Here is a 21,368-nt window from a genome sequence, read left to right as displayed (position 1 = left end):
CGTGACTCCTTAAGTTCCTGGTAACAGTTTGAGGCAAAAAAATACCCCAGCAAATGCCGGGGTATTTTAACGTGTTAATTTTTATTTGGAAGTGTCACAGTTGTGACTGAGTAACATTAATTCTCTTAGTGCTACTGAGAACTTCGCAAAGTCATGGTTCTGAGAGGTCTTGAACTCAGCTAACATTTGCTGCCAGCGATGTAATAACGAAGCTTGGTTATCCATCCACTGATCAATCAATGAGTCAACTTCGCCATCACCTTCAAAGCTATTCAATACAACTTCAGACAATGCACGCTGCTGCCAGTCAAGCTCTTCACGATATGAAGCACGTGCTAGTGCCTGCCAGTGGTTAGCCACTGGTTGCGCAGTGATTTGGTCTAGGAACCAGTGTAGACCCATGTTTGCACCTAACTTGAAGTACGTGTTAGATACCACTGAGATATCACGCTTCGCGTTGTTTGCAACTTCTGCAAGATCCATCACTGAGAACAAGCTAGATAGCGATACGATACGATCTGCTAGCGCTTGTGGAACACCTTCTGAGGTTAACTCAGCAGCTTTCTCTGCTAAACGTGCACTTTCTTCGTCAACCATGTAAGTTGTTAAGTTAGCACTTAAGTCAGCAAATGTCGGCGCGAAGAATTCAATTGTTTCCTCGATGCTCAGTGCTTTATTACGGTGGCGTAAGAACCAACGCGTAACACGGCGAACTGTACGACGTAACTGATACAACATTTCTGTTTGTACAGCTGATGGGATCTTGTTATCAAGCGCTGAAATTTCGGCCCAGGTTTCTGACATCTGGAATGTTGCACATGCAATTGAATAACAAAGTGCAATTTCAGCTTCTGTAGCGCCAGTCTCTTCATGCATACGGATCATGAAGTTCAAGCCCATATCGTTTACGATATTGTTCGCAAGCTTAGTCGCGATGATCTCTTTTCTCAGTGGGTGCTCATCCATCGCCGCGTTGAAACGGTCACGTAGAGGCACAGGGAAAGAGTTCACTAATAGCTGACGGTAGTAAGGGTTTTCAGTGATTTCATCTACCACTAAAGTTTCTTTTAATACCATCTTAGAGTAAGAAACTAGTACAGAAAGCTCAGGGCGAGTCAGGTCTAAACCTGCTGCTGCACGCTCTGCTAGCTCTTCATCACTTGGTAAGAATTCGATGTTTCTATCAAGCTTGCCGTCTTTTTCAAGAGCATGAATAAAGCGGATCTTTTCTTTAAGCGTCGCAGGACCTTTCGACTTAGTTACTGATAACGTATGTGTTTGACGGTAACAATCAGCCAATACCAACTCTGAAACTTCGTCGGTCATTGCATATAGCAATTCGTCACGCTGTTTCTTAGTTAAGTCGCCTTCTGCAACTAAACCATTAAGTAGGATCTTAATGTTTACTTCGTTATCTGAACACGCAACACCACCAACGTTATCGATGAAGTCAGTATTGATTCGGCCACCCTTAGCTGCAAACTCGATACGACCAAGTTGTGTTGCACCTAGGTTACCACCCTCACCGAAGATCTTAGCGCCAAGCTCTGAACCATTAATACGTAAAGCATCATTCGCTCTGTCACCTACATCTGCATCACTTTCGCCCGCAGCTTTGATGTAAGTACCGATACCACCATTCCATAATAGGTCAACTGGCATCATGAGAAGTGCTTTAATCAACTCATTTGGTGTCATGCTTGCTTTCTTCGTGCCAAGCATTTTCTTAATTTCTGGTGTTAACGTGATTGACTTAGCAGCACGTGAGAAAATACCACCACCTTGAGAAATTAAGCTAGCATCATAGTCTTCCCACGAAGAGCGCGGTAATTCAAACATACGTGCACGCTCTTTATATGAGCTCGCAGCATCAGGGTTTGGATCGATGAAGATATGCATGTGGTTGAACGCAGCTACTAAGCGGGTGTGCTCTGACAACAACATACCGTTACCAAATACGTCACCAGCCATGTCGCCGATTGCAACCGCTGTGAAATCTGTTGTTTGACAGTCAATATCCATTTCACGGAAGTGACGTTTAACAGACTCCCACGCACCCTTCGCTGTGATACCCATCTTCTTGTGGTCATAACCGATAGAACCACCTGATGCGAACGCATCACCTAGCCAGAAGTTATACTCTTCTGCAATACCATTTGCGATGTCAGAGAAAGTCGCAGTACCTTTATCCGCTGCAACTACTAAATACGGGTCATCTTCATCGTGACGAACAACGTCAACAGGAGGAACAATATCACCGTGAACGATGTTGTCAGTAATATCTAACAGACCACGGATGAAAATCTTATAGCACGCTTGACCTTCACGGAAGAAACCTTCGCGGTCATTTGGAAGCTGTTTACAAACAAAGCCACCTTTAGAACCGACAGGCACAATAACCGTATTCTTAACTTGCTGGGCTTTCACAAGACCCAGTACTTCGGTACGGAAGTCTTCACGGCGATCTGACCAACGTAAACCACCACGAGCAACCTTACCACCACGTAAGTGAACACCTTCAATACGCGGAGAGTATACGAAGATTTCAAATGCAGGCAATGGCAATGGCATTTCTGGAATTGCGCTTGGCTGGATTTTAAATGATACGTAAGACTTGTTTGAGCCATCAGCTTCTTTTTGGTAGAAGTTCGTTCTTAGAGTTGCATCAATCATTGCAACATATAAACGAATGATACGGTCATCATCAAGGTTCGCTACACTTTCTAGCTCGTGATAGATTTTTTCTACCAGCTTATCAAGTGATTTTTGAGCAACTTTCTTTTGAGGGCAGAATTTCTTCTCAAACAACTCAACCAATTGGTTTGCAATGTGAGGATAATGCTCAAACGTATTTTCAATGTAAGACTGCGAGAAAGTTACACCGATTTGACGCATGTACTTAGCGTATGCACGTAAAATAGATGCTTCACGGCCTGTAGAACCCGCTTTTAGTACTAAGCGGTTAAAGCCATCGTTTTCTAGTCGATTGTTCCACACATTGATAAGCGCTGCACGAAAACGAGCAGATACTTTATCAAAGTCAGCCAGACCTTTGCTGTCGAGCAGCATTGAGAAGTCCATGATCCAATTGATTTGACCATCACTTGTCTTAACGGCATATGGTGTTTCACCGATTACACGTAAACCAAAGTTTTCTAGCATTGGCATTACGTCAGATAGGTGAATTGGTTCATCTTTATGGAATAAGCTCAGACGAACAATTTGCGAATTTGCTTCTTCTTGAGGTCTGTAGAACAACATTTCTAGTTTGTTCTCATCGCTCAATCTCTCAAGTTTTGAGATATCAACGACAGCAGCACTTGGCAATACTTCGTCTTTATATGCACGAGGGAAAGCAGTTGCATATTTACGGTTTAACTCGTTACCGCGAGCTTCACCTTCACCCGCAAGTAAAGCCGTTTGTAGTTTATCTTCCCAAGTACGGGCAGCTTCTACTAAATTATTTTCGATTTCTTTCACGTTGTACTTAATGTTGTTGTCAGCTACACGAACAATGTAATGCGTTCTTGCCAGTGTAGACTCAGAGAAAAATGTAGTGAACTCAACTTTTTCGTTAGACCCAAAGGCATTGCCTAACAACTTTTGAGTTTCGCGACGAAGCGCGGTGTTGTATCGCTCACGCGGCACATAGACCATACAAGAGAAGAAACGACCATAGACATCTCTTCGAACGAATAGACGACACATGTCACGCTCTTGGGTTTGCAAAACGCCCGTAGCCACATCCAATAACTCAGATTCACGAGCTTGCACTAACTCGTCACGTGGGTACGTTTCTAAGATATTTAGAACAGCTTTGTATGCGTGCGTCCCTTTTGCAAAATCACATTGCTCCATAATGCGAGCAATTTTGCTCTTAAGCACTGGAACATCTGATGCACTATTATTGTAAAAGCTTGATGAGAACAGACCAATAAAACGGTCTTCACCAATAACATTCCCCTCGTCGTCAAACCGCTTAATACCAACATAATCAATATGGGCTGGGCGATGAACACGAGACTGAGAGTTCGTTTTAGTTAGGATCAATAAGTTTTTACTACGTGCTTCAAGGCGAGCAACTTCTGGCAATCCTGATAGCAAGCGGCTGCTTTCAGTAGAGTTTTTCATCAGGCCTAAACTTGAGCCTGCAACCGGCTTAAGTTCATAGTCACCTTGAACTGGAACAAGGTCATATTGACGGTAACCCATGAATGTGAAGTTATCACGAGCTAGCCAATCTAAGAATTCAACTGCTTCATTGAGCTCTTGCTCAGAAGAACTATGCTTGCGGTTAGGAATGTCTGCACCAACAGCAACTAGTTTATCTCGGATTAGCAACCAATCTTCAACCGCTACAGTAACATCTTTCAGCACTGATTCTAGCTCTTGCGTAAAATCCGCAATTACTGCTTCGTCTGTTTGACGATCGATTTCAATAAAGAAAACAGTTTTAGTAGATGAAGATTCTTGTTCGGTTTTTAATCCTGAAACAGCGGAGATTTTATCTTCTTGGTCACGGTTGATTTTGAGAGGGCAGTGTAAAAGCAAATGCGATGCAATATTCTTACGGCTAAGTGCCATACGCACTGAATCAACCAAAAACGGCTTATCATCTGAGATGATTTCTACAATCGTGTGAGACGATTGCCAGCCATCTTTTGCAACTTCAGGGTTGAATACACGGATAACTGCGTTGTCTGAGGTATTCTTTTCGAGAGAATTCCAAAGACTCAAAGCAGCACCGTACAGGTCGCTGTCGTTACGATGTGCCAAATCCTCTTTAGACATGTTGCTGTACAAGGCTTTGGCGAATGTTTCAACGAGCGACACGTTATCGGCATGAACTTTTTTCTGGATCAACTTGCAAACGTTATCAAGGATAACCGATGCTGGACCTTCACTTTGTGTCATTATGTGTTCCTTAATCTATACCACCTTTGAACGGTAGATTATTTGTACAGCCAATTATTAGCGTGGAGTCCAGAGGATTTTAACCTTTCTGGCGCTAATAAAAAGCTTTTTTGACAAAAACATTTGAGGCTTTTCAGCCAGTTGGTCATATATTCACAAATTGTAGATATAAATGGCCAATTAAGGCCATTTAAGAGCACAATTATTCACACTTTTTTTTCTGGTCAGGCCAGATAAAAGTACCTATCGCAGGTAACAACAACACAGCACCAAGCATATTCACTAAGAACATAAACGTCAGTAGGATCCCCATATCAACTTGAAACTTTAATGCAGAGAAAATCCAAGTACTCACGCCGATCGCAAGTGTTATACCCGTAAACAAAACAGCGCTACCTCGTTCAGCCAACGCATTGCGATAAGCAGCTGATAAAGGCATACCTTGTTTTAGCTGATTCATCATTGAAGATAAGATATAGATACCATAATCGACACCAATTCCTACGCCCAGTGCAATGACCGGCAGCGTGGATACAGTAAGTCCAATTTCCAATTTAACCATCAGCGCTTGTGCTAGTGTTGAAACAATATACAAAGGCAATACAACCGCAACTGTTGCGCGTATACTTCTGAAACTGATCAGGCACAAAATAATCACCGCACCATAAACATAGATCATCATTGGTAATTGTGCAGCCGCGACTGACTCGTTTGTTGCTGCCATCACACCGATAGGGCCGGAAGCCAGCTTAAAACTAACTCGGTCTGTCCCCTCTTCGTTTGCAAACAATTTAATTTGAGACACGACGTGGTCAATGGTTTCCGCTTTGTGATCATCCATGAAGATGATAATTGGCATTACGGAGCAATCGCCATTGAGTAGACCAGTACTTGTTTCTACTCTGGAAGTTGCCTGTACTAAAGACGCACCATTTCTAGGCAAGGTTTGCCATTTCAAATTGCCTTCGTTGTAACCTGCATTAACAGCTTGCGCAACCGAGCTCAAAGAAACTGCAGATTGTACGCCAGCAAGGTTTTCTACTCGCCACTGGAATCGACTTACTCGTTCCATCGTATCGTGTTCAGTACAGGCCGCCGGATATGCCTCTACCAACACTTTTAAAATGTCTGATGAGATCTCATACCTATCTGATATCAAGAAGGTGTCTAAGTTGTAACGCGCATCTTCATGAAGTGCTGGCGCTCCCGCATGCAAATCGCCAATGCGCATGTCTTTCGACTGCCAATAACCAAAAGCAAATAAACCTGCTGAGATAAGAAGAATAACGCTTGCGTACCGTTTATCTGTCGCTAAAACCAAACTCTCTCGTAGTTTAGTAAATACACTATTAGTCTCATTCTTCCCGTCATCGACTCGGTTCATTTTAGAAGATTTGAAATAAGAGGCTAAAACAGGCAACAGAATTAAGTTGGTGAAGATAATTACAGCAACACCTAAACTCGCTGTAATTGCAAGCTCTCGTATAATGCCGATATCAATCGCCAGCAATGTCATGAATCCAATGGTGTCTGATAATAAGGCGATACCACCAGGGATCAATAGTGCTTTGAAACTCGCCTCTGCCGCGACTTTGCTACTTACACCTTCAGATACCTTTTTACCTATGGCATTGATCATTTGTACGCCGTGACTCACACCGATGGCAAAAACTAAAAATGGCACCAATATCGACATTGGGTCAAGGCCAAAACCAAGTACCGACAACAGGCCAAGCTGCCAAACAACAGCGATTAATGAACATGCAATTGGCAATAATGTGAGTTTAAAGCTCTTACAAAACAACCAAACCATTATAAAAGTAAAAAGAATGGCTATTGCAAAAAAGAACACCACATCTTTGGCACCATCAGCGATATCCCCTGCCATTTTAGCGAAACCGATGATGTGAATTGATACTTTTTCTGTACTAAGTGGATCTCTGATCTCTGACTCAAGTTTTTTTGCAAACGCTAAAGTATCTAGCTTCTCTTGAGTCTGTGGATCGGTCTCCATCAGCTGAGCCGATACCATGGCACAAGAATAGTCGCTCGCGACCATACGGCCAACCACTTTGGCTTTCTCAATATTTTGCTTAACTACCGCTAACCCTGCTTCGTCTGCCGTAAAGTTTGCTGGAATAATCGGTCCACCCGCAAAACCATCTTCTACAACTTCAACAAATCGGGCGCTCGGCGCAAATATCGAGTTTACTAGCGGGCGATTAACGCCCGGTATAAAGTAAAGCTGATCATGTACAGCTTTTAGCTGTGAGAAAAATTCTGGATTGAATATATCGCCATCCGCATCACACACAGAAATTAAAATACTATTGGCTCCGCCAAACTGTTTTTCGTGCTTCAAATACACCTTCATATAGTCATGATTTAAAGGAATATTTTTATTGAATGAGGCATCCAATTGGATTTGGGTAGACTTAAAGCCTAAAAATAAGGTGGTGAGCGCAAACAGCGCAATAACCATAAAACGATGTCTAAATACGACGTACACTAGTTGATTTAATATAGACTGCATTAGCGATCAACCTCGATATTTTGAATGCCTTCTTCTGTTGCAAGCACAAGTTTGCCGTTGTGTATCACACCAGAAAGAATAGATTTCCCGTTTTTCAATTGTCTCGTTTGAACTTTGTTGCCTGTCACCGTGAAGATAAAACCACTATTGGCCAACATTATTTGATTGTTCTTATATTCAACGATGCTATTTATCGTCGCCGCTTTGTCTACCTTAGTTGGTGTAAACGAAATATCATCACTTGCTGATTGAAAGGTGTTACCACGAAGGCCTGCGACTATCAGCTCACTGTGTTGGTTTTTATTAACTGCAAACAAAGAGCCTGAATAGAACTCCTCCTGCCTTTCCCACGTTACCCCTAGATCATGACTTACAGCAAACAACCCCATCTCACCAACGAGGTATATGTTTTGCCCATCAATTAGCATGCGGTTGAAATGTGGCAGTATGAATTGCGTTTCATCTTCATATGCTTGCGGGTCGTCTTGTTTCAGTTCTGCCAAATAGTCGACATCATCGGGATGAACAAACTCACTTAAAAAGCGTTTATTCCAGCTTTTTCCGCCGTCTTGAGTTTGATACATCATGCCATAAGCACCAATAGCAAAGCCTTGCTTGTCATTAACAAACTCAATATCTAAACAAGGTTTTTCTAGATCTGGAAGGTATTGTTGAATTTGCCAAGATACGCCACCGTCTGTGGTGTGTAAAATCGACGCATCATGGCCACACGCCCAACCTCTTTCTGCTGTTGTAAAATCTACAGCGGTCAATAAAGATTGAATTGGTACGTGTGCTTGTTGCCAACTGGAACCGTCATCACTGAACACAATGGTGCCATGCTTTCCTACCGCGACTAATCTATCGCCACTATAGGTTATATCGGTTAGCAAGGTTTTCTCTGGGTGTGCAACTCTCAACGCTTCTTCGGCGCTGCCAAAAGCTTCACTTTGCATAACGAGCACTGCAATCGACGTTGCAATTAACTTCTTAATCATTATGAATACTCAAATAAAAAATGTCGTGAATGACTGGGGGGATAAAGTTGGGCTACGGCGAGCCCAACTTTAATAGAGCGTAGAAAGACCAATTACTTGATCCCAGAAGACGTAATATTAACGTCTTCCCTCTCGACGAAGTGCGCTTTGAGTAAACTCATTGTCTTGGAAAGACTGCGTAAAATCATACATTTTTTCTTCGTTGTCCAAACCTATGGCTAGATAACGACGAGAGTTTAAGTCGTGGTAAACGTCAAGTGTACTCCAATGAGTTGGTACATCGTAGTAATTGATACCGTGTGCCATCGCTACGCGATACATTTGGTCACGATTATCGTATAGATCAGCGACATGAATTTGCCAGCTATCTTCATCAATAAAGAACACACGCTTTTTATAAATGTGACGAGTGCCTTCTTTAAGGTTTGCCTCGACAACCCATACACGGTGCTTTTCGTAACGAACATGCTCAGGGTTAATATGACCGGCTTTCAAAATGTCATCATACTTAAGAGAGTCGCTATGCAATTTATAGCTGTTGTACGGAATGTACATCTCTTTTTTCCCTTTTAATGTCCAGTTATAACGGTTTGGTGAACCGTTGAACATATCAAAGTCATCTGTAGTACGTAGGCTGTCAGAAGCTGTTCCAGGTGCATCATATGCAACATTCGGTGCTCGACGTACACGACGTTGGCCCGTGTTATAGGTCCAAGCTTGACGTGGCGTTAAGATTTGGTCCATCGTTTCATGAACTAGCAGTGCCGTACCTGCTAGTCGAGCCGGCTCTGTCACTTTCTGTTTAAACTTAAACAGTACGTTAGACTTTTGCAGCTCTTCTGGCGTTGCACTTGGATCTGAGTATTTTACTAGTAGCTTCTCATCAAAACCAATAATGTTGTATGAACCCGAAGCCGTTGGCATTGCCTGACCACCATTACGAGCAATTGACAAACCACGGTATCTTAACAGGTGGTTCCAAATAGCTTCTAATCCATTTTCAGGAATAGGAAAAGGAATACCAATTGCGGTATTTTTAATACCATTACCGCCTTCAATTAACTCTGCTGTAGATGCGTACTTCTTGGTAGCATCGTAAACAAACTGTGGATATGCTGCACTGCGTCGCGTCTGATACACATTCATTTTGAATGTATCAGGGTATGTTTCAAACAAGGCGATTTGTCCAGGGCTCAAATTGTCCTTGTATTTATCAAGATTACTCTTATCGATAGTAAACAAAACTTTGTCGCCAGCATATGGGTCCGGATGGTGCATACCTGGCTTAAAGTTAGCTGGTGGCTTAGTAATTCCGCCAGTCCACGCTGGGATCGTGCCGTCTGCGTTACCGGCGACTTCTGCGCCAATTGGAGACAAATCTTTGCCTAAACGAGCGACCTCTTCTGGCGTCATTTTCGCTAATGCAATTGGAGCAGCCATTATTGTCATTATTGATGCTGCTAATAGTGTAGGTTTTCTAAACATATCGAAAGCCCTTAAATTGAATACTTAATATTGAATGATACAAAGTCACGGTCTGAGAACGTATTTGTTGCGCCACCGCCCCAGAAAGTGTTGTACCCTAAATCAAATGACCACGCATTTTGATAACTAAAGTTAAGGTTTAGACCCATTGACTTTCTATCCTCAACAAACAGGAACATAGGGTCAGGTGTCGTACCATTTACGTCATGTGAAAATACGACTCTTGGTGAAAAGTTTACGCCAGAGAAAAGGTTGTTATACTCACCCTTTGCAATCAGGCGGTAACCCCAAGAAGAAGCTGTTGGGAATGGGTTTACTTCAGGACCGTTAGATACAGCTTGGTGAATTAAATCGTAGTTACGACCTTCAACCCCTTCGATTGTACCACTTCGGCCTGTACCCGCTACATTTAAACGCAGCTCGTCGTAAGCTGGCATGTCTTTAATTGTAACCGCACCAACTTCACCAACCACTGCCCAGCTATCTGCGCCTAATGATGGGCCAAATAGGTGTGTTGCTGTAAACTGAAGCTGCATGGTATCTTTCAGTACGTAGCCTTGTGCAACTTGACCCGGTTCAACATAAGCGGTTGCGTTACCTTGACTCAGTTGAGAAAAACCTCTGAAGTCATCTCTAATACCCGCCGCTGCTAGCTGCTCTACCATACCAGCATAAAGAAGTTCTACATCGTCAATTTGTAGTGGCTCATCTTGACGGTAAGCAAATTCACCAGAAAACGCAGTTTCACCAATCGCCGTATTAAAGCTCAGACCATAAAGTTTGATATCTTCAGGATAAACAATTACAGCCTGGGTAAAGGCATTCAGGTTGGTGATGTTGTCCTCAGTGATCTTATTACTTTGAATATATTCAAGGTCCTGTATGATTGCGCCAGTGGTAAAGTCAGAGGCTTTACCTGAAATCAGAGGTCTACGGCTGTGATAATTAATATGATAAAGCGCGATCTCTGTATCATTTAACTCAGGCACGAACATACCTAAGCGAATACCAAATTGGCCACTATCGTCCGCGTCTGTCTTACCTGCATTACCTTTGCCTTTCAGGGCAACACGTGTTGGGTATGCGAGATACATAGATGACAGCATTTGTCGCGCTTCTGCGCTGTTTAACACACTCTGGTCAGTAACATCCAAACCTTGTGCTGCTAAAGCTCCAACCCAATTTGCCTGAAGAGAGTTTAATGCTTCAGTTAAATGGTGTAAGTCAATATCCGGGTTTGACGTAAAACCAAGTTGCACGTTTTGGCCGTAACCATTTGCAGAGGCAAAATCATTTGTTGAGAAATAACTACCAGTTGCCGGCAGGCGCGTTTCATGCCATTCATACTGATAAAAAGCTTCTAGCGTGATGTTCTCAGTAATACCCACCGAGGCCCAAAGCATGCCTACAGGGATAAACGCCTCTTTTAACTCAGAACCGGGTGCCTTAAGTCGATCTATATCAACTGGGTTAACGTTGATACCATGTGAAATTAATGTACTTTCACCCCAGTTAATAACCTGTTGACCAAGTCGAATTGATAGTGGGTTATTACCGTCGTTTAAATCAAAATCCGCCCAAACGAACGCATCAAGTAATCGCGCATCCGAACATACTTGCTCTTTCGTGTCGTCATCAGCACAAGGATCTACTTGCTGACCTGACACAGGGTTACGATATGCGAAATCGCCATCTTCCATCGCGAAGTCATAAAAATACATGAAGCGAGAGAAGAAACCGTAGTTATCTTTAGTAATAGCAAACTCATGAGTGCCTTTGAGCAATTGCGAGAAAGTATCGCCAGAGTCAAAGTTTAAATTACCCGCATCACCATTGTTGGAGTATGCACCTGGCTGACTCCAAACTTGAGAAGAAGAGTATAAAGTGTTACCTGTAGAGGCATTATAACCCGTCCAATCAAACCTTGGATGGTTACTCTTACCAATATGCCCAAAGTCTCTGTCTTCTACCCTGATGCTCTGACCATATGAAAACGTCGAATCGAACGTTATTTCAAAATCACCGACCTGGAAATTCGCGGCGTGCGCATGCATGCCAACACTTCCAAAAATGGCTGCTCCAAGCCCAAGCATAATCTTGTTCTTAGTAAAGCGCGCTTTTTTTATCATTATTTCTCCCCCTTATGGCGGGTAAATCTAATCAAGTTATTGTTTTTTGTTGTCGTAACGATAGAAGCGAAAATCGAAAATTACAAATTTTACGCGTTCGTTCGGTGCATTTTTAACTTTTTAGCCCGTCTTTTAACCTTGGTAAGACGTCTTACCAGAGTAGTTATAACACGTAATTTAAGTTTAAAACAAACCGAATTAACAAAAATACTTTATCTCAGAAAGTCTTTTTGCCGATCAAGTCACCTTTTCAAGCGCTATAAATCGATTACTATCGTCAAGCTGCAATCTAAATCGACCACTAACACCAATGCTCGATACAAACCGTCTAATATGTGTTGCAGGGAAGCGAATTCGCTTCCCGCCATCTTCCACAACCTGTATGTATTCAATGTCACCTTCGTAATAGGCTAAACATTGTTCGTAAGTGAGTCTTAAAAAAAAGTAATATTCTTGCATCAATCAGTTTAAGGCTCTATCTATTTTCTCAAATAAATCATCACTTAAGTCAGAAATTGCAGCTAAACGCTCCAATTGTGCACGCATTTTTTCCTGTCGGTTTTGGTCAAACCTCTTATATGACAATAGCGGGGTGATTATTCGTGATGCATTTTGTGGATTGAGTTCGTTTAATTCCGCAATTAAATCAGCCAGGAGCTCATACCCTCTGCCATCTTCTCTGTGAAACTGCCTTGGGTTTGATCTGGCAAAAGAACCAACTAGAGAACGAACTCTATTTGGATTTGATTTATCAAAACAAGGATGGGAATACAGCGACAGCACAACATCTATACAGGCATCAGACTGATTGGTTGCTTGTAATGCAAACCATTTATCCATTACAAGTAGGTCGTGACTCCACTGAGCATCAAACTCTTCCATTAATTTTGTTGACAGAGTGTGCTGCGCATTTAAGGCGCTTTTTAACGCACCTAATTTAGTTGTCATGTTTATAGAATTAGCCTGTTCAACCAGATGGCTCGTCACATCAAATTGAGTCAATGCCAAGTAGTAAAGGCATTTATTCTTAAGTGCACGTATCGCCACATCTTCAGAACTTAAACCACCGCTATCTTGTGTGCTTGTATAAAATGCGACAAGATGCTTTTCGAGTAGTTGAGCAACCTGTTGCTCAAGAAGCTCTATTGCGTTGCAAAGCGCATCTACAGGCACAACGTCGTACCCTCCAGATAAAGTGTCAAAGTTAGGTACGGAGATGTATTCAGCAAGAATAGCAAGATCTGCTGGCTTGTTTTCAAACATACTAACTAATACTGAAGCAAGCTCTTCAGTCATGGGCCCTGTTGACTCTGTATTCTCAACATACGAACGTATTTGATGAGTAAACAGAATTTGCATTGCTTCCCATCTCGCATAGTAACTAGATGCATATTTAGCGATGTGGCTAAGCTGTGACAATGTGTAATCATACTTTAGTAAACACGGTGCAGAAAAGTCCTCCAATAGCACAGGGGTAGGTTCTGCTCCAATATTCTCAAAATTGAAAGCTTGACTGGTTTTCGTCAACTCAAGAACACGGCCCTGTTTTAAATCAGCCGTATTTAACACAATTGCCTGTCCTTGCTCATCCAATAACTCTATTGCCACAGGAATATGTAAAGGCGCTGTGACCGGGTCATTTTTAGCATGCGTTTGTGTTAGCTCAATTTCATAAGTTTTCGACTCAGGATCGAATTTTGTAGCCACATTTAAAGTGGGAGTACCAAATTGCTGATACCAAAGCTTAAACTGATTTAAATCTGTATTCGTCGCGTCAGCCATTGCATTGACAAAGTCATCGCAAGTAACAGCTTGACCATCGTGCCGCTCAAAATACAGACTCATGCCTTGCTGAAAGCCCTGCTCTCCCAATAACGTATGCATCATACGGATCACTTCAGCACCTTTGTTGTAAACTGTCACAGTGTAAAAGTTATTCATTTCAATGACTTTCTCTGGACGTATTGGGTGTGCCATGGGCCCTGCATCTTCGGCAAATTGATGCGTTCTCATTGCATTGACAGCATCAATTCGGTTAAGTGCTCTAGATCCTAGGTCACTGCTAAATTCCTGATCTCTAAAAACTGTTAAACCCTCTTTTAGGCTCAACTGGAACCAATCTCGACATGTGACCCGGTTACCTGTCCAATTGTGGAAGTACTCGTGCCCAACGATTGACTCGATGACGTGATAGTCTCTATCCGTCGCTGTTTCCTGGTTCGCTAAGACACAAGCGCTGTTGAATACATTCAGGCCCTTGTTCTCCATTGCTCCCATATTGAAGAAATCAACCGCAACAATCATATAGATATCAAGGTCATACTCTAAGTTAAAACGCTCTTCATCCCACTTCATTGACTTTTGTAGTGACGCCATTGCATGTGGTGCTTTAGATAGGTTACCTTTATCCACAAACAGCTGTAACTTGACTTCCTTTCCACTTTTAGTGACAAATTTGTCCTCAAGCTTGTCAAAGTCTCCCGCGACTAAAGCAAATAAGTATGATGGCTTCTTAAATGGGTCTTCCCAAGTCACAAAGTGTTTGTCGTCCTCTAAAGTCCCCGAATCAACTTGATTTCCATTGGATAGCAAAAATGGAAAATCTTTGCTGCCAATTACAGTAACGCGATAGGTCGCAAGTACATCTGGCCTGTCAAAGAAGTATGTTATCTTTCTAAACCCTTCTGCTTCACATTGCGTACAGTATGCACCATCAGAGAGGTATAACCCCTCTAAAGAAGTATTTAGTTCAGGTGCAATTTCTGTTTCTATTTCAAGATCAAATGAAGCGGGGACCGAGTTTATTTTTATACCGTCAACCAACTGGGTATATTGAGTATGAGACTGGCCATTCACTTTTAAAGAAATAAGCTTTAAATCAATACCATCTAACTCAACATAAGACTGCTCGCTATTTGCCGATAAACTGTACTTGGCTATGACTCTTGTTTGCTGTGGTGATAAATGAAAAGTCAGATCAAGGTGTTCAACTTGGTGACTAGGTGGTTGGTAATCTGCTAAAAGTTTAGCTTGCGGTTTCTGCGTCATTTAAATTCCTTCATCGCATTAGTTGGCCAAAATAATATAAACAACGCTCTGCGGCCAATATCTGCTTGTCTATTAAATGCCAATATCTAATTGCGTAAGTTCAGCGCCCGTTTAGAGCACTCATTATCTATTGGACAGGATTTTATAATATTAAATTAGTGAAATGTAGCCTGTAAATAAGTTTAGACGAGTAATATCACTGTTAAAACAATAAAAGGCCCCACTTGTGTGAGGCCGCTTGTCTTTATTCTTGCTCTCTTGGTTTAAGTTTTAAAACTTTAACCCCGAGGTAACCATAAACAATTGCTAACAATGGATTTATCAGATTGAAAAATGCATACACTGCGTAATCAAGTGGATTGATGAGCAGGACGCTTTGCATGTACGCACCGCAGGTATTCCATGGGATAAGTGGACTGGTAATCGTTCCGCCGTCTTCAAGCGTTCTTGACAAGTTGACGCTTTGTAATCCACGTCGTTTATATTCCTCTTTGAACATTCTGCCAGGTACCACAATCGCGATGTACTGATCGGCAGCAACTAAGTTAGTACCAAAACATGTTGCGATCGTAGATGCGATAAGTGAACCTGTACTTTTTGCAATACGAAGGATACTGCGCACAAACACTTCTAAAAGGCCTGTTTTTTCCATGATGGCACCAAACATAAGTGCGGTCATTATTAACCAAGTCGTCGTCAGCATGCTAGACATACCACCGCCACTTAAAAGGTCATCCATTTTCACATCGCCAGTTTGGACACTAAAACCATCAAAGAAAGTGGCCCAAATCAGCTTAAATTGCCCTACTAACTCGCCTTGACTTGCATCAATCTGACTCGCAATCAAATCACCTTGAAATAAGAGAGCCCAAACAGCACCAACCACAGCACCAATTGAAATAGCAGGAAACGCTGGCATTTTTTTAACCGCTAGAGCCAATAGAATGACCAAAGGAACTAACATAAAAATGTTAATGTTAAAGTTACTTTGCAAAATAGCACTAATAGCGTCTATCTTATTTGCGTCACTCGCGACATCAGCATTAAAGCCCATAATGATAAAAATGATGAGCGCAATAACAAAGCTTGGAACGGTTGTCCATAGCATGTGCTGAATATGATCAAATAGGTCACTGCCAGCGACAGCTGGTGCTAGATTCGTGGTTTCAGACAGTGGGCTTAGTTTGTCACCAAAATATGCACCGGAAATGACAGCACCTGCGGTAACAACGGGGTCTAACCCAAGCCCATTGGCCACTCCAAGAAGTGCAACACCAATTGTTGCAGCTGTCGTCCAAGAACTACCTATACTCATTGCGACTATGCCACAAATTAAGCAACTGGCTGCATAAAACCAAGAGGGATTAATAATTTGTAGTCCGTAGTAGATAAGCGTAGGAACCGTACCTGATAGCAGCCAAGTACCGATTAAAGCGCCTACCATGAGTAAGATCAATATGGCGCCTAGAGAAATAGTGATACCCTTAATCATTGCTTCTTCAAGCGTTTTCCAGGTAAAACCGTTTTTTAGTCCAATAAGTGCAGCTGTAAAGGTCGCAAATAAAAGTGCGATTTGATTTGGGCCGGATGATGAATTATCACCATACAAATAAACAGCAGCCCCTAATAAACTGACTAAAACGATAATTGGTATAAAAGCATCCCAAGCGGATGCCGATTTTGGTTGTTTCAAATTTATGTACCCCTCGCACTCATTGCGGTGCGTATTATTATTTGACCGAGTAGCTATTACTCTATTTTACCAATCCGGTTTAATAATTTTTAATAAACGACAATTCATCTTTCAATAAAAGCATGTTGCTTATACGAAGGTTTAAATTTCTCGCTGATTGATTGTGCCAATTATCAATACGGATTGATAAACATGGTCTCATGTTGTCTTGTTGCGGCTGACGATAATAACAAATTTGCAAGCAGGAGTAACGAAAAAAGGCGCTCTCGCGCCTTTTTCATTTGAAGTATCTTATTAACTCGACTTAATATCGTTTTTCACAAGTCTGCCGTAATTGATCATATCTTGTGTGATAAGTGCGGCTTCTTCTAGATACGGATCCAAGTCTGATATCACATCTGGAACATCATCCAGCTTTTCAATCGCTTCCATCCCTAAACGCTTTAATCTCTCGTTTGTACGAACCAGCGCTCTTTGATCTCTTTCTTCACGCTCTTTTTTGCGCTCAGACTCTACAAGCGAAATTGAAACTTCAGTTTCCTGCTCTTTATAACGTTTAATATCGTCAAACACATACGAAAACTCAGGTTCTTTCGCAATACGCTTATTGTGCTTTTCATTTAGATGACCAATAACAGACGTTAGGTCGTCAATCGTTTTATATTTAGCTCTTGCAATGCTATCCCAAGGAAGAGCATTGTCTTCTTGGCTTTCGCCCCATTCTTCAGGTTCGATAAATGAAGGGAGTAAAATATCAGGTATCACACCTTTGTTTTGCGTGCTTCCACCGTTAATACGGTAGAACTTCGCAATGGTATAGGTAATGCTACCAAGTGGGTTTTCAAACAGATCGTAAGTTTTTCTAAGACCCCTGTGCTGCTGCACTGTACCTTTACCAAATGTTTGTTCACCTATCACAACAGCACGGCCATAATCTTGCATTGCCGCAGCAAATATCTCTGACGCAGATGCGCTGTATCTATCAACCAGCACAGTCATAGGCCCTTCGTAATAGGTTTTTCCATCTTGGTCTTTTTGCACATCAATACGGTTGTTCGCTGTATGAATCTGAACAATTGGTCCTTTATCAATAAATAGCCCGGAAAGCTTCTTCGCCTCGTATAAAGATCCGCCGCCATTTTGTCTCAGGTCTATCACAATGCCATCGACTTTTTGCGCTTTAAGAGATTTGATTTCTTTTAAGACATCTTCGGACAAGTTATTGTAGAAACTTGGGATCTCAATAACGCCAATTTTACTTGTTAGATCTGAGTACTGAGCTTCAAATACAGACGACTTTGCAGCGCGATCTTCAAGTCGTATTTTATCACGGGTTATTTCAACAATTTTAGGTGTACCATGAGAGTCACTACCCTTAAGATACTGTAATCTCACTTTGGTACCTTTTGGTCCCTTAATAAGATCAACAACGTCATCTAATCGCCACCCAATGACATCAACAAATTCTTCACCATCTTGAGCAACACCGATAATTTTATCGTCTGCTTTAATTTTTTCAGATTTGTCCGCAGGTCCGCCAGGTACTAGGCTGCGGATAATTGTGTAGTCTTCATCGTAACCTAAAACAGCCCCGATCCCTTCGAGCTCAAGGTCCATGTCCATCTTAAACTGTTCCGCTCTGCGCGGCGACAGATATGATGTATGCGCCTCAACACTGCGAGCGAAAGAATTCATGACGATCTGATAGGCATCTTCATTATTTGTTTGTACTAATCGCTTCTGAGCATTTTTGTAGCGTTTAGCTAGAATTTCTTTGATCCCTTCCCAGTCTTTACCAGTGAGCTTTAAACGCAAAGCATCTGATTTAACTCTTTGACGCCAAAACTCATTCAATTCCGCTTGGTCTTTGGCAAACTTTGCCTCTTCGCGGTCATAGTAAAATGCATCTGGGGTATCAAACTTCATCTCTTTGTCTAACAAAGAAATGGCGTACTCAAAACGTTCAAAACGTCTTTTCATGCTCACGTTGAACATTTCAAAAGCAAAGTCTAACTTACCACTCATCAGTGCTTCATCAAACTTTGCTTTATGTTGTTTAAAAGCATCTACGTCAGACTGAAGAAAAATAGACTTATTGTAGTCCAGTGTTTCTACATATCGGTCAAATATCTCTTCAGACAGTGTTTCGTTGAGCTTAAAACGTTTGTAGTGGTCACGAGTAAATTTACTTGTCACTCTCTTCGTAGCTGTTGCGTGCTGTAATTCTGGCTTAAGCACTGGTATATCTTTTTCTGTTACAACGCTATTTGCTGCCAAACATGTGTTTGAAACAAACAGTGCAACTGCCCCAATGAGTGGTAAATTTTTACTCATACACTACTCCTTATAGAATAAATAGGCTTTCGGCCTTGGTCTTAACCTGCATACCAGTAACAAGCTCAACGTGTACTTCGTCTTTATTAACTTCAGTAATCGTTGCGTTTACTAGTGCTTGGCCAAGTTTAACTTTAACTTTATTATTAACCTTGACCTCATTTGCTGGAAGAGGTTCAACTTTTCCTGAACTTCTGCGCTGCTGTTGCTGTGCAGGTTTCTTATTAACTCTAGGCTTTTTATTAGCATGGCGTGGCTGGCCTTGCCCTTTTGATTTGTAAGATTTTGTGTCACCGTCGTTACGAGGCCTTTGCGGTTTCTTACGCTTAGCCATCTTTGCACGGCTTTCTTCAAGTGCTTTTTGCGCATGTTCAACGTGTTCTTGCTCTACTTTTTCAGCCTGGCCGCCTTCTAAGTCAACACGAAATTCATTTTTAGTAACGGCTTCTAAATAGCGCCAGCTAGATGTGTACTTTCTTAGTGCTTGCCTAACTTGCGTTTTACTAACTTTATCAGAGCCTTCGATCTTCTCAGCAATATCTTTGAAGATCCCAACTTTGAGTGGTTTAATACCATCCTTTTGTTTAAAACACTGAGGAAATTCTGAGTATAAAAACTCCAATACCTCGTTAATATCTTTTAGCTTGTTTGTGGTTTCCATGTCTAAACCTATTTAAATATTCTCATCTAATGATGAATTAATATAGTGTGTAACCCAGTCTAAGAGTTCATCTAAGTCGGTTTCAATTAATGCCATATCACCGCGAAGATGTTCCCAAATACCATTTATAATTTGATCAATTTGCTCACTTCCAAGATCTTCGGGTAATCTCTCCCAAGCAAAGTGAATGAGTTCATTAAGCGTCTCTGCAACTTGTTCTTCATCACCTTCCCAGTCGCCAACATCAAAGTTGGAAAACAAGTAGTCTTGTACATTAAGCATATCTTTCATTTTAAAGTGTTTCCTCGAAGCTTTTAACTAACGCTTCTAATCCCAGTCTATCTTGTTCGTCAAATCTTGCCAAACTAGGACTATCGATGTCCAATACCGCAAAAACTTTACCTTGCTTATAAACTGGTATCACTATTTCTGAGTTGGACGCAGCATCACATGCAATGTGACCTTCAAAAGCATGTACATCTTCAATTAACTGTGTTTTTGCTTCTGATACTGCTGTACCGCAGACGCCTTTACCAACAGGAATTCGAATACATGCGGGGTTGCCTTGGAATGGGCCTAAAACAAGTTCATTGTCGCCATCCATCAAATAAAAACCGGACCAGTTTATATCTTCCATATTCGTGAAGAGCAAGGCACTCAAGTTAGCCATATTTGCGATATGGTTTCGCTCCCCATCAATGAGTCCCTTTGCCTGTTGATTTAACAACTCATAAAATTTTTGCTTTTGCATTGTTGGTACTGAACATTCTTACATATAAACAGTAAAGGTACTCTTTCACGCACACAAATGAAACCTTTTACGAGGAAAAAGTACCAATTTGTCGTCAATACAACATCAACTGTTCATTTTGCAAACAGCACAATTATCATTGCTTTCTTAAGCTGTATAAAAATAACGCAGATGCCAACGCACACATCACTGCATTAGCAATCAATATGGGCCCTCCCGATACGGAAAGTAACAAGGTCAATGCAGTACCTCCCAACATTGCAGCCGTAGTCAGAGCAGAATAAGTTAATTTGTTCCGCTTATATAAGAACAAGTAAACAGGTAAAACGCACAGCGCCATGGCTAAGCCCACAATGTGAGCATTGGATATGGCCGTGGTCAACAACTGAACGAATAATTGTCCCTGCCCTGTCGTAATATAGAAATATACACCCAGTAAACTACCGACAATAAGTGGAGAAAGCATTGAAATACCGATCGCAGTGGCCACTTTTTTCATCACAAACACCTTACTAAACTATGTTAGAGACTAAGTCTTTGACTTTCGTAGCACTGTATCAATGATACATTAGTCTTAATTTCAAAATCTAACGCATTTTCACATAAGTAGAAATGAGAGGAAGTAATGAATAAAAAAGCCCAAGCTAATGTTAGCTTGGGCTTGATATGGCGGAGAGATAGGGATTTGAACCCTAGATACGCTATTAACGTATGCCGGTTTTCAAGACCGGTGCTTTCAACCACTCAGCCATCTCTCCATGTTTGTAAAGCATCATGTTGTCATTAAACAAATGCTTATTGTAGTGGCGGAGAGATAGGGAT

The 21,368-nt window shown here is 41.6% G+C and carries 13 protein-coding genes and 1 tRNA gene; all 14 read right to left on the bottom strand.

Annotated elements, in window-relative coordinates; all coding sequences use genetic code 11:
• Positions 1 to 81: 81 nt before the first annotated feature.
• The 14 genes from N483_RS20360 to N483_RS20295 all read right to left on the bottom strand — a co-directional run bounded on the left by N483_RS20360 (position 82) and on the right by N483_RS20295 (position 21,304).
• Positions 82 to 4,914, bottom strand: a complete 4,833-nt coding sequence (locus N483_RS20360) for an NAD-glutamate dehydrogenase (protein WP_023399419.1) — start codon at positions 4,912 to 4,914, stop codon at positions 82 to 84.
• A 202-nt stretch (positions 4,915 to 5,116) separates the two neighbouring features.
• Positions 5,117 to 7,447 (bottom strand): efflux RND transporter permease subunit, encoded by a 2,331-nt coding sequence (locus tag N483_RS20355; RefSeq protein ID WP_023399418.1) that lies wholly within the window; start codon positions 7,445 to 7,447, stop codon positions 5,117 to 5,119.
• Entirely contained in the window at positions 7,447 to 8,442 is a 996-nt protein-coding gene (locus tag N483_RS20350; protein WP_036976235.1) for a YCF48-related protein, read from the bottom strand. Before N483_RS20350 ends, N483_RS20355 begins: the two co-directional genes overlap by 1 nt.
• 120 nt (positions 8,443 to 8,562) lie before the next feature.
• Positions 8,563 to 9,930: a DUF1329 domain-containing protein gene (locus N483_RS20345; protein ID WP_023399416.1), complete on the bottom strand. Its 1,368-nt coding sequence runs from the start codon at positions 9,928 to 9,930 to the stop codon at positions 8,563 to 8,565.
• A gap of 11 nt (positions 9,931 to 9,941) precedes the next feature.
• Positions 9,942 to 12,059, bottom strand: a complete 2,118-nt coding sequence (locus tag N483_RS20340; protein ID WP_023399415.1) for a DUF1302 domain-containing protein — start codon at positions 12,057 to 12,059, stop codon at positions 9,942 to 9,944.
• A gap of 237 nt (positions 12,060 to 12,296) precedes the next feature.
• Positions 12,297 to 12,518 carry a DUF2835 family protein gene (locus N483_RS20335; RefSeq protein WP_023399414.1) on the bottom strand — a complete coding sequence of 74 codons (222 nt, stop codon included), beginning with the start codon at positions 12,516 to 12,518 and terminating at the stop codon, positions 12,297 to 12,299.
• 3 nt (positions 12,519 to 12,521) lie between these two features.
• Complete coding sequence (pepN, locus tag N483_RS20330; protein WP_023399413.1) at positions 12,522 to 15,107, bottom strand: aminopeptidase N; 2,586 nt, start codon at positions 15,105 to 15,107, stop codon at positions 12,522 to 12,524.
• Positions 15,108 to 15,351: 244 nt separating this feature from the next.
• The gene (gene nhaC, locus N483_RS20325) at positions 15,352 to 16,800 is read right to left on the bottom strand and encodes a Na+/H+ antiporter NhaC (RefSeq protein ID WP_023399412.1); all 1,449 of its coding nucleotides are present in this window, start codon (positions 16,798 to 16,800) and stop codon (positions 15,352 to 15,354) included.
• Positions 16,801 to 17,094: 294 nt separating this feature from the next.
• A complete protein-coding gene (gene prc / locus N483_RS20320) occupies positions 17,095 to 19,134 on the bottom strand; it encodes a carboxy terminal-processing peptidase (RefSeq protein WP_023399411.1) in 2,040 nt (679 codons plus the stop codon).
• A 10-nt stretch (positions 19,135 to 19,144) separates the two neighbouring features.
• A complete protein-coding gene (gene proQ / locus N483_RS20315; protein ID WP_023399410.1) occupies positions 19,145 to 19,795 on the bottom strand; it encodes an RNA chaperone ProQ in 651 nt (216 codons plus the stop codon).
• 12 nt (positions 19,796 to 19,807) lie between these two features.
• Positions 19,808 to 20,086 carry a hypothetical protein gene (locus N483_RS20310; protein ID WP_023399409.1) on the bottom strand — a complete coding sequence of 93 codons (279 nt, stop codon included), beginning with the start codon at positions 20,084 to 20,086 and terminating at the stop codon, positions 19,808 to 19,810.
• 1 nt (position 20,087) lies between these two features.
• The gene (locus N483_RS20305; protein ID WP_023399408.1) at positions 20,088 to 20,546 is read right to left on the bottom strand and encodes a GAF domain-containing protein; all 459 of its coding nucleotides are present in this window, start codon (positions 20,544 to 20,546) and stop codon (positions 20,088 to 20,090) included.
• A 136-nt stretch (positions 20,547 to 20,682) separates the two neighbouring features.
• Positions 20,683 to 21,045, bottom strand: coding sequence for a hypothetical protein (locus tag N483_RS20300; protein WP_023399407.1), 363 nt, complete (start codon positions 21,043 to 21,045; stop codon positions 20,683 to 20,685).
• A 168-nt stretch (positions 21,046 to 21,213) separates the two neighbouring features.
• Positions 21,214 to 21,304, bottom strand: a tRNA-Ser gene (locus tag N483_RS20295).
• Positions 21,305 to 21,368 lie beyond the last annotated feature (64 nt).

This window comes from Pseudoalteromonas luteoviolacea NCIMB 1944 (assembly GCF_001625565.1).
Classification (GTDB): domain Bacteria; phylum Pseudomonadota; class Gammaproteobacteria; order Enterobacterales; family Alteromonadaceae; genus Pseudoalteromonas; species Pseudoalteromonas luteoviolacea_F.
The sequence above is the reverse complement of the archived record's forward strand: the minus strand, read 5'-3'. Positions and strand labels throughout refer to the sequence as shown.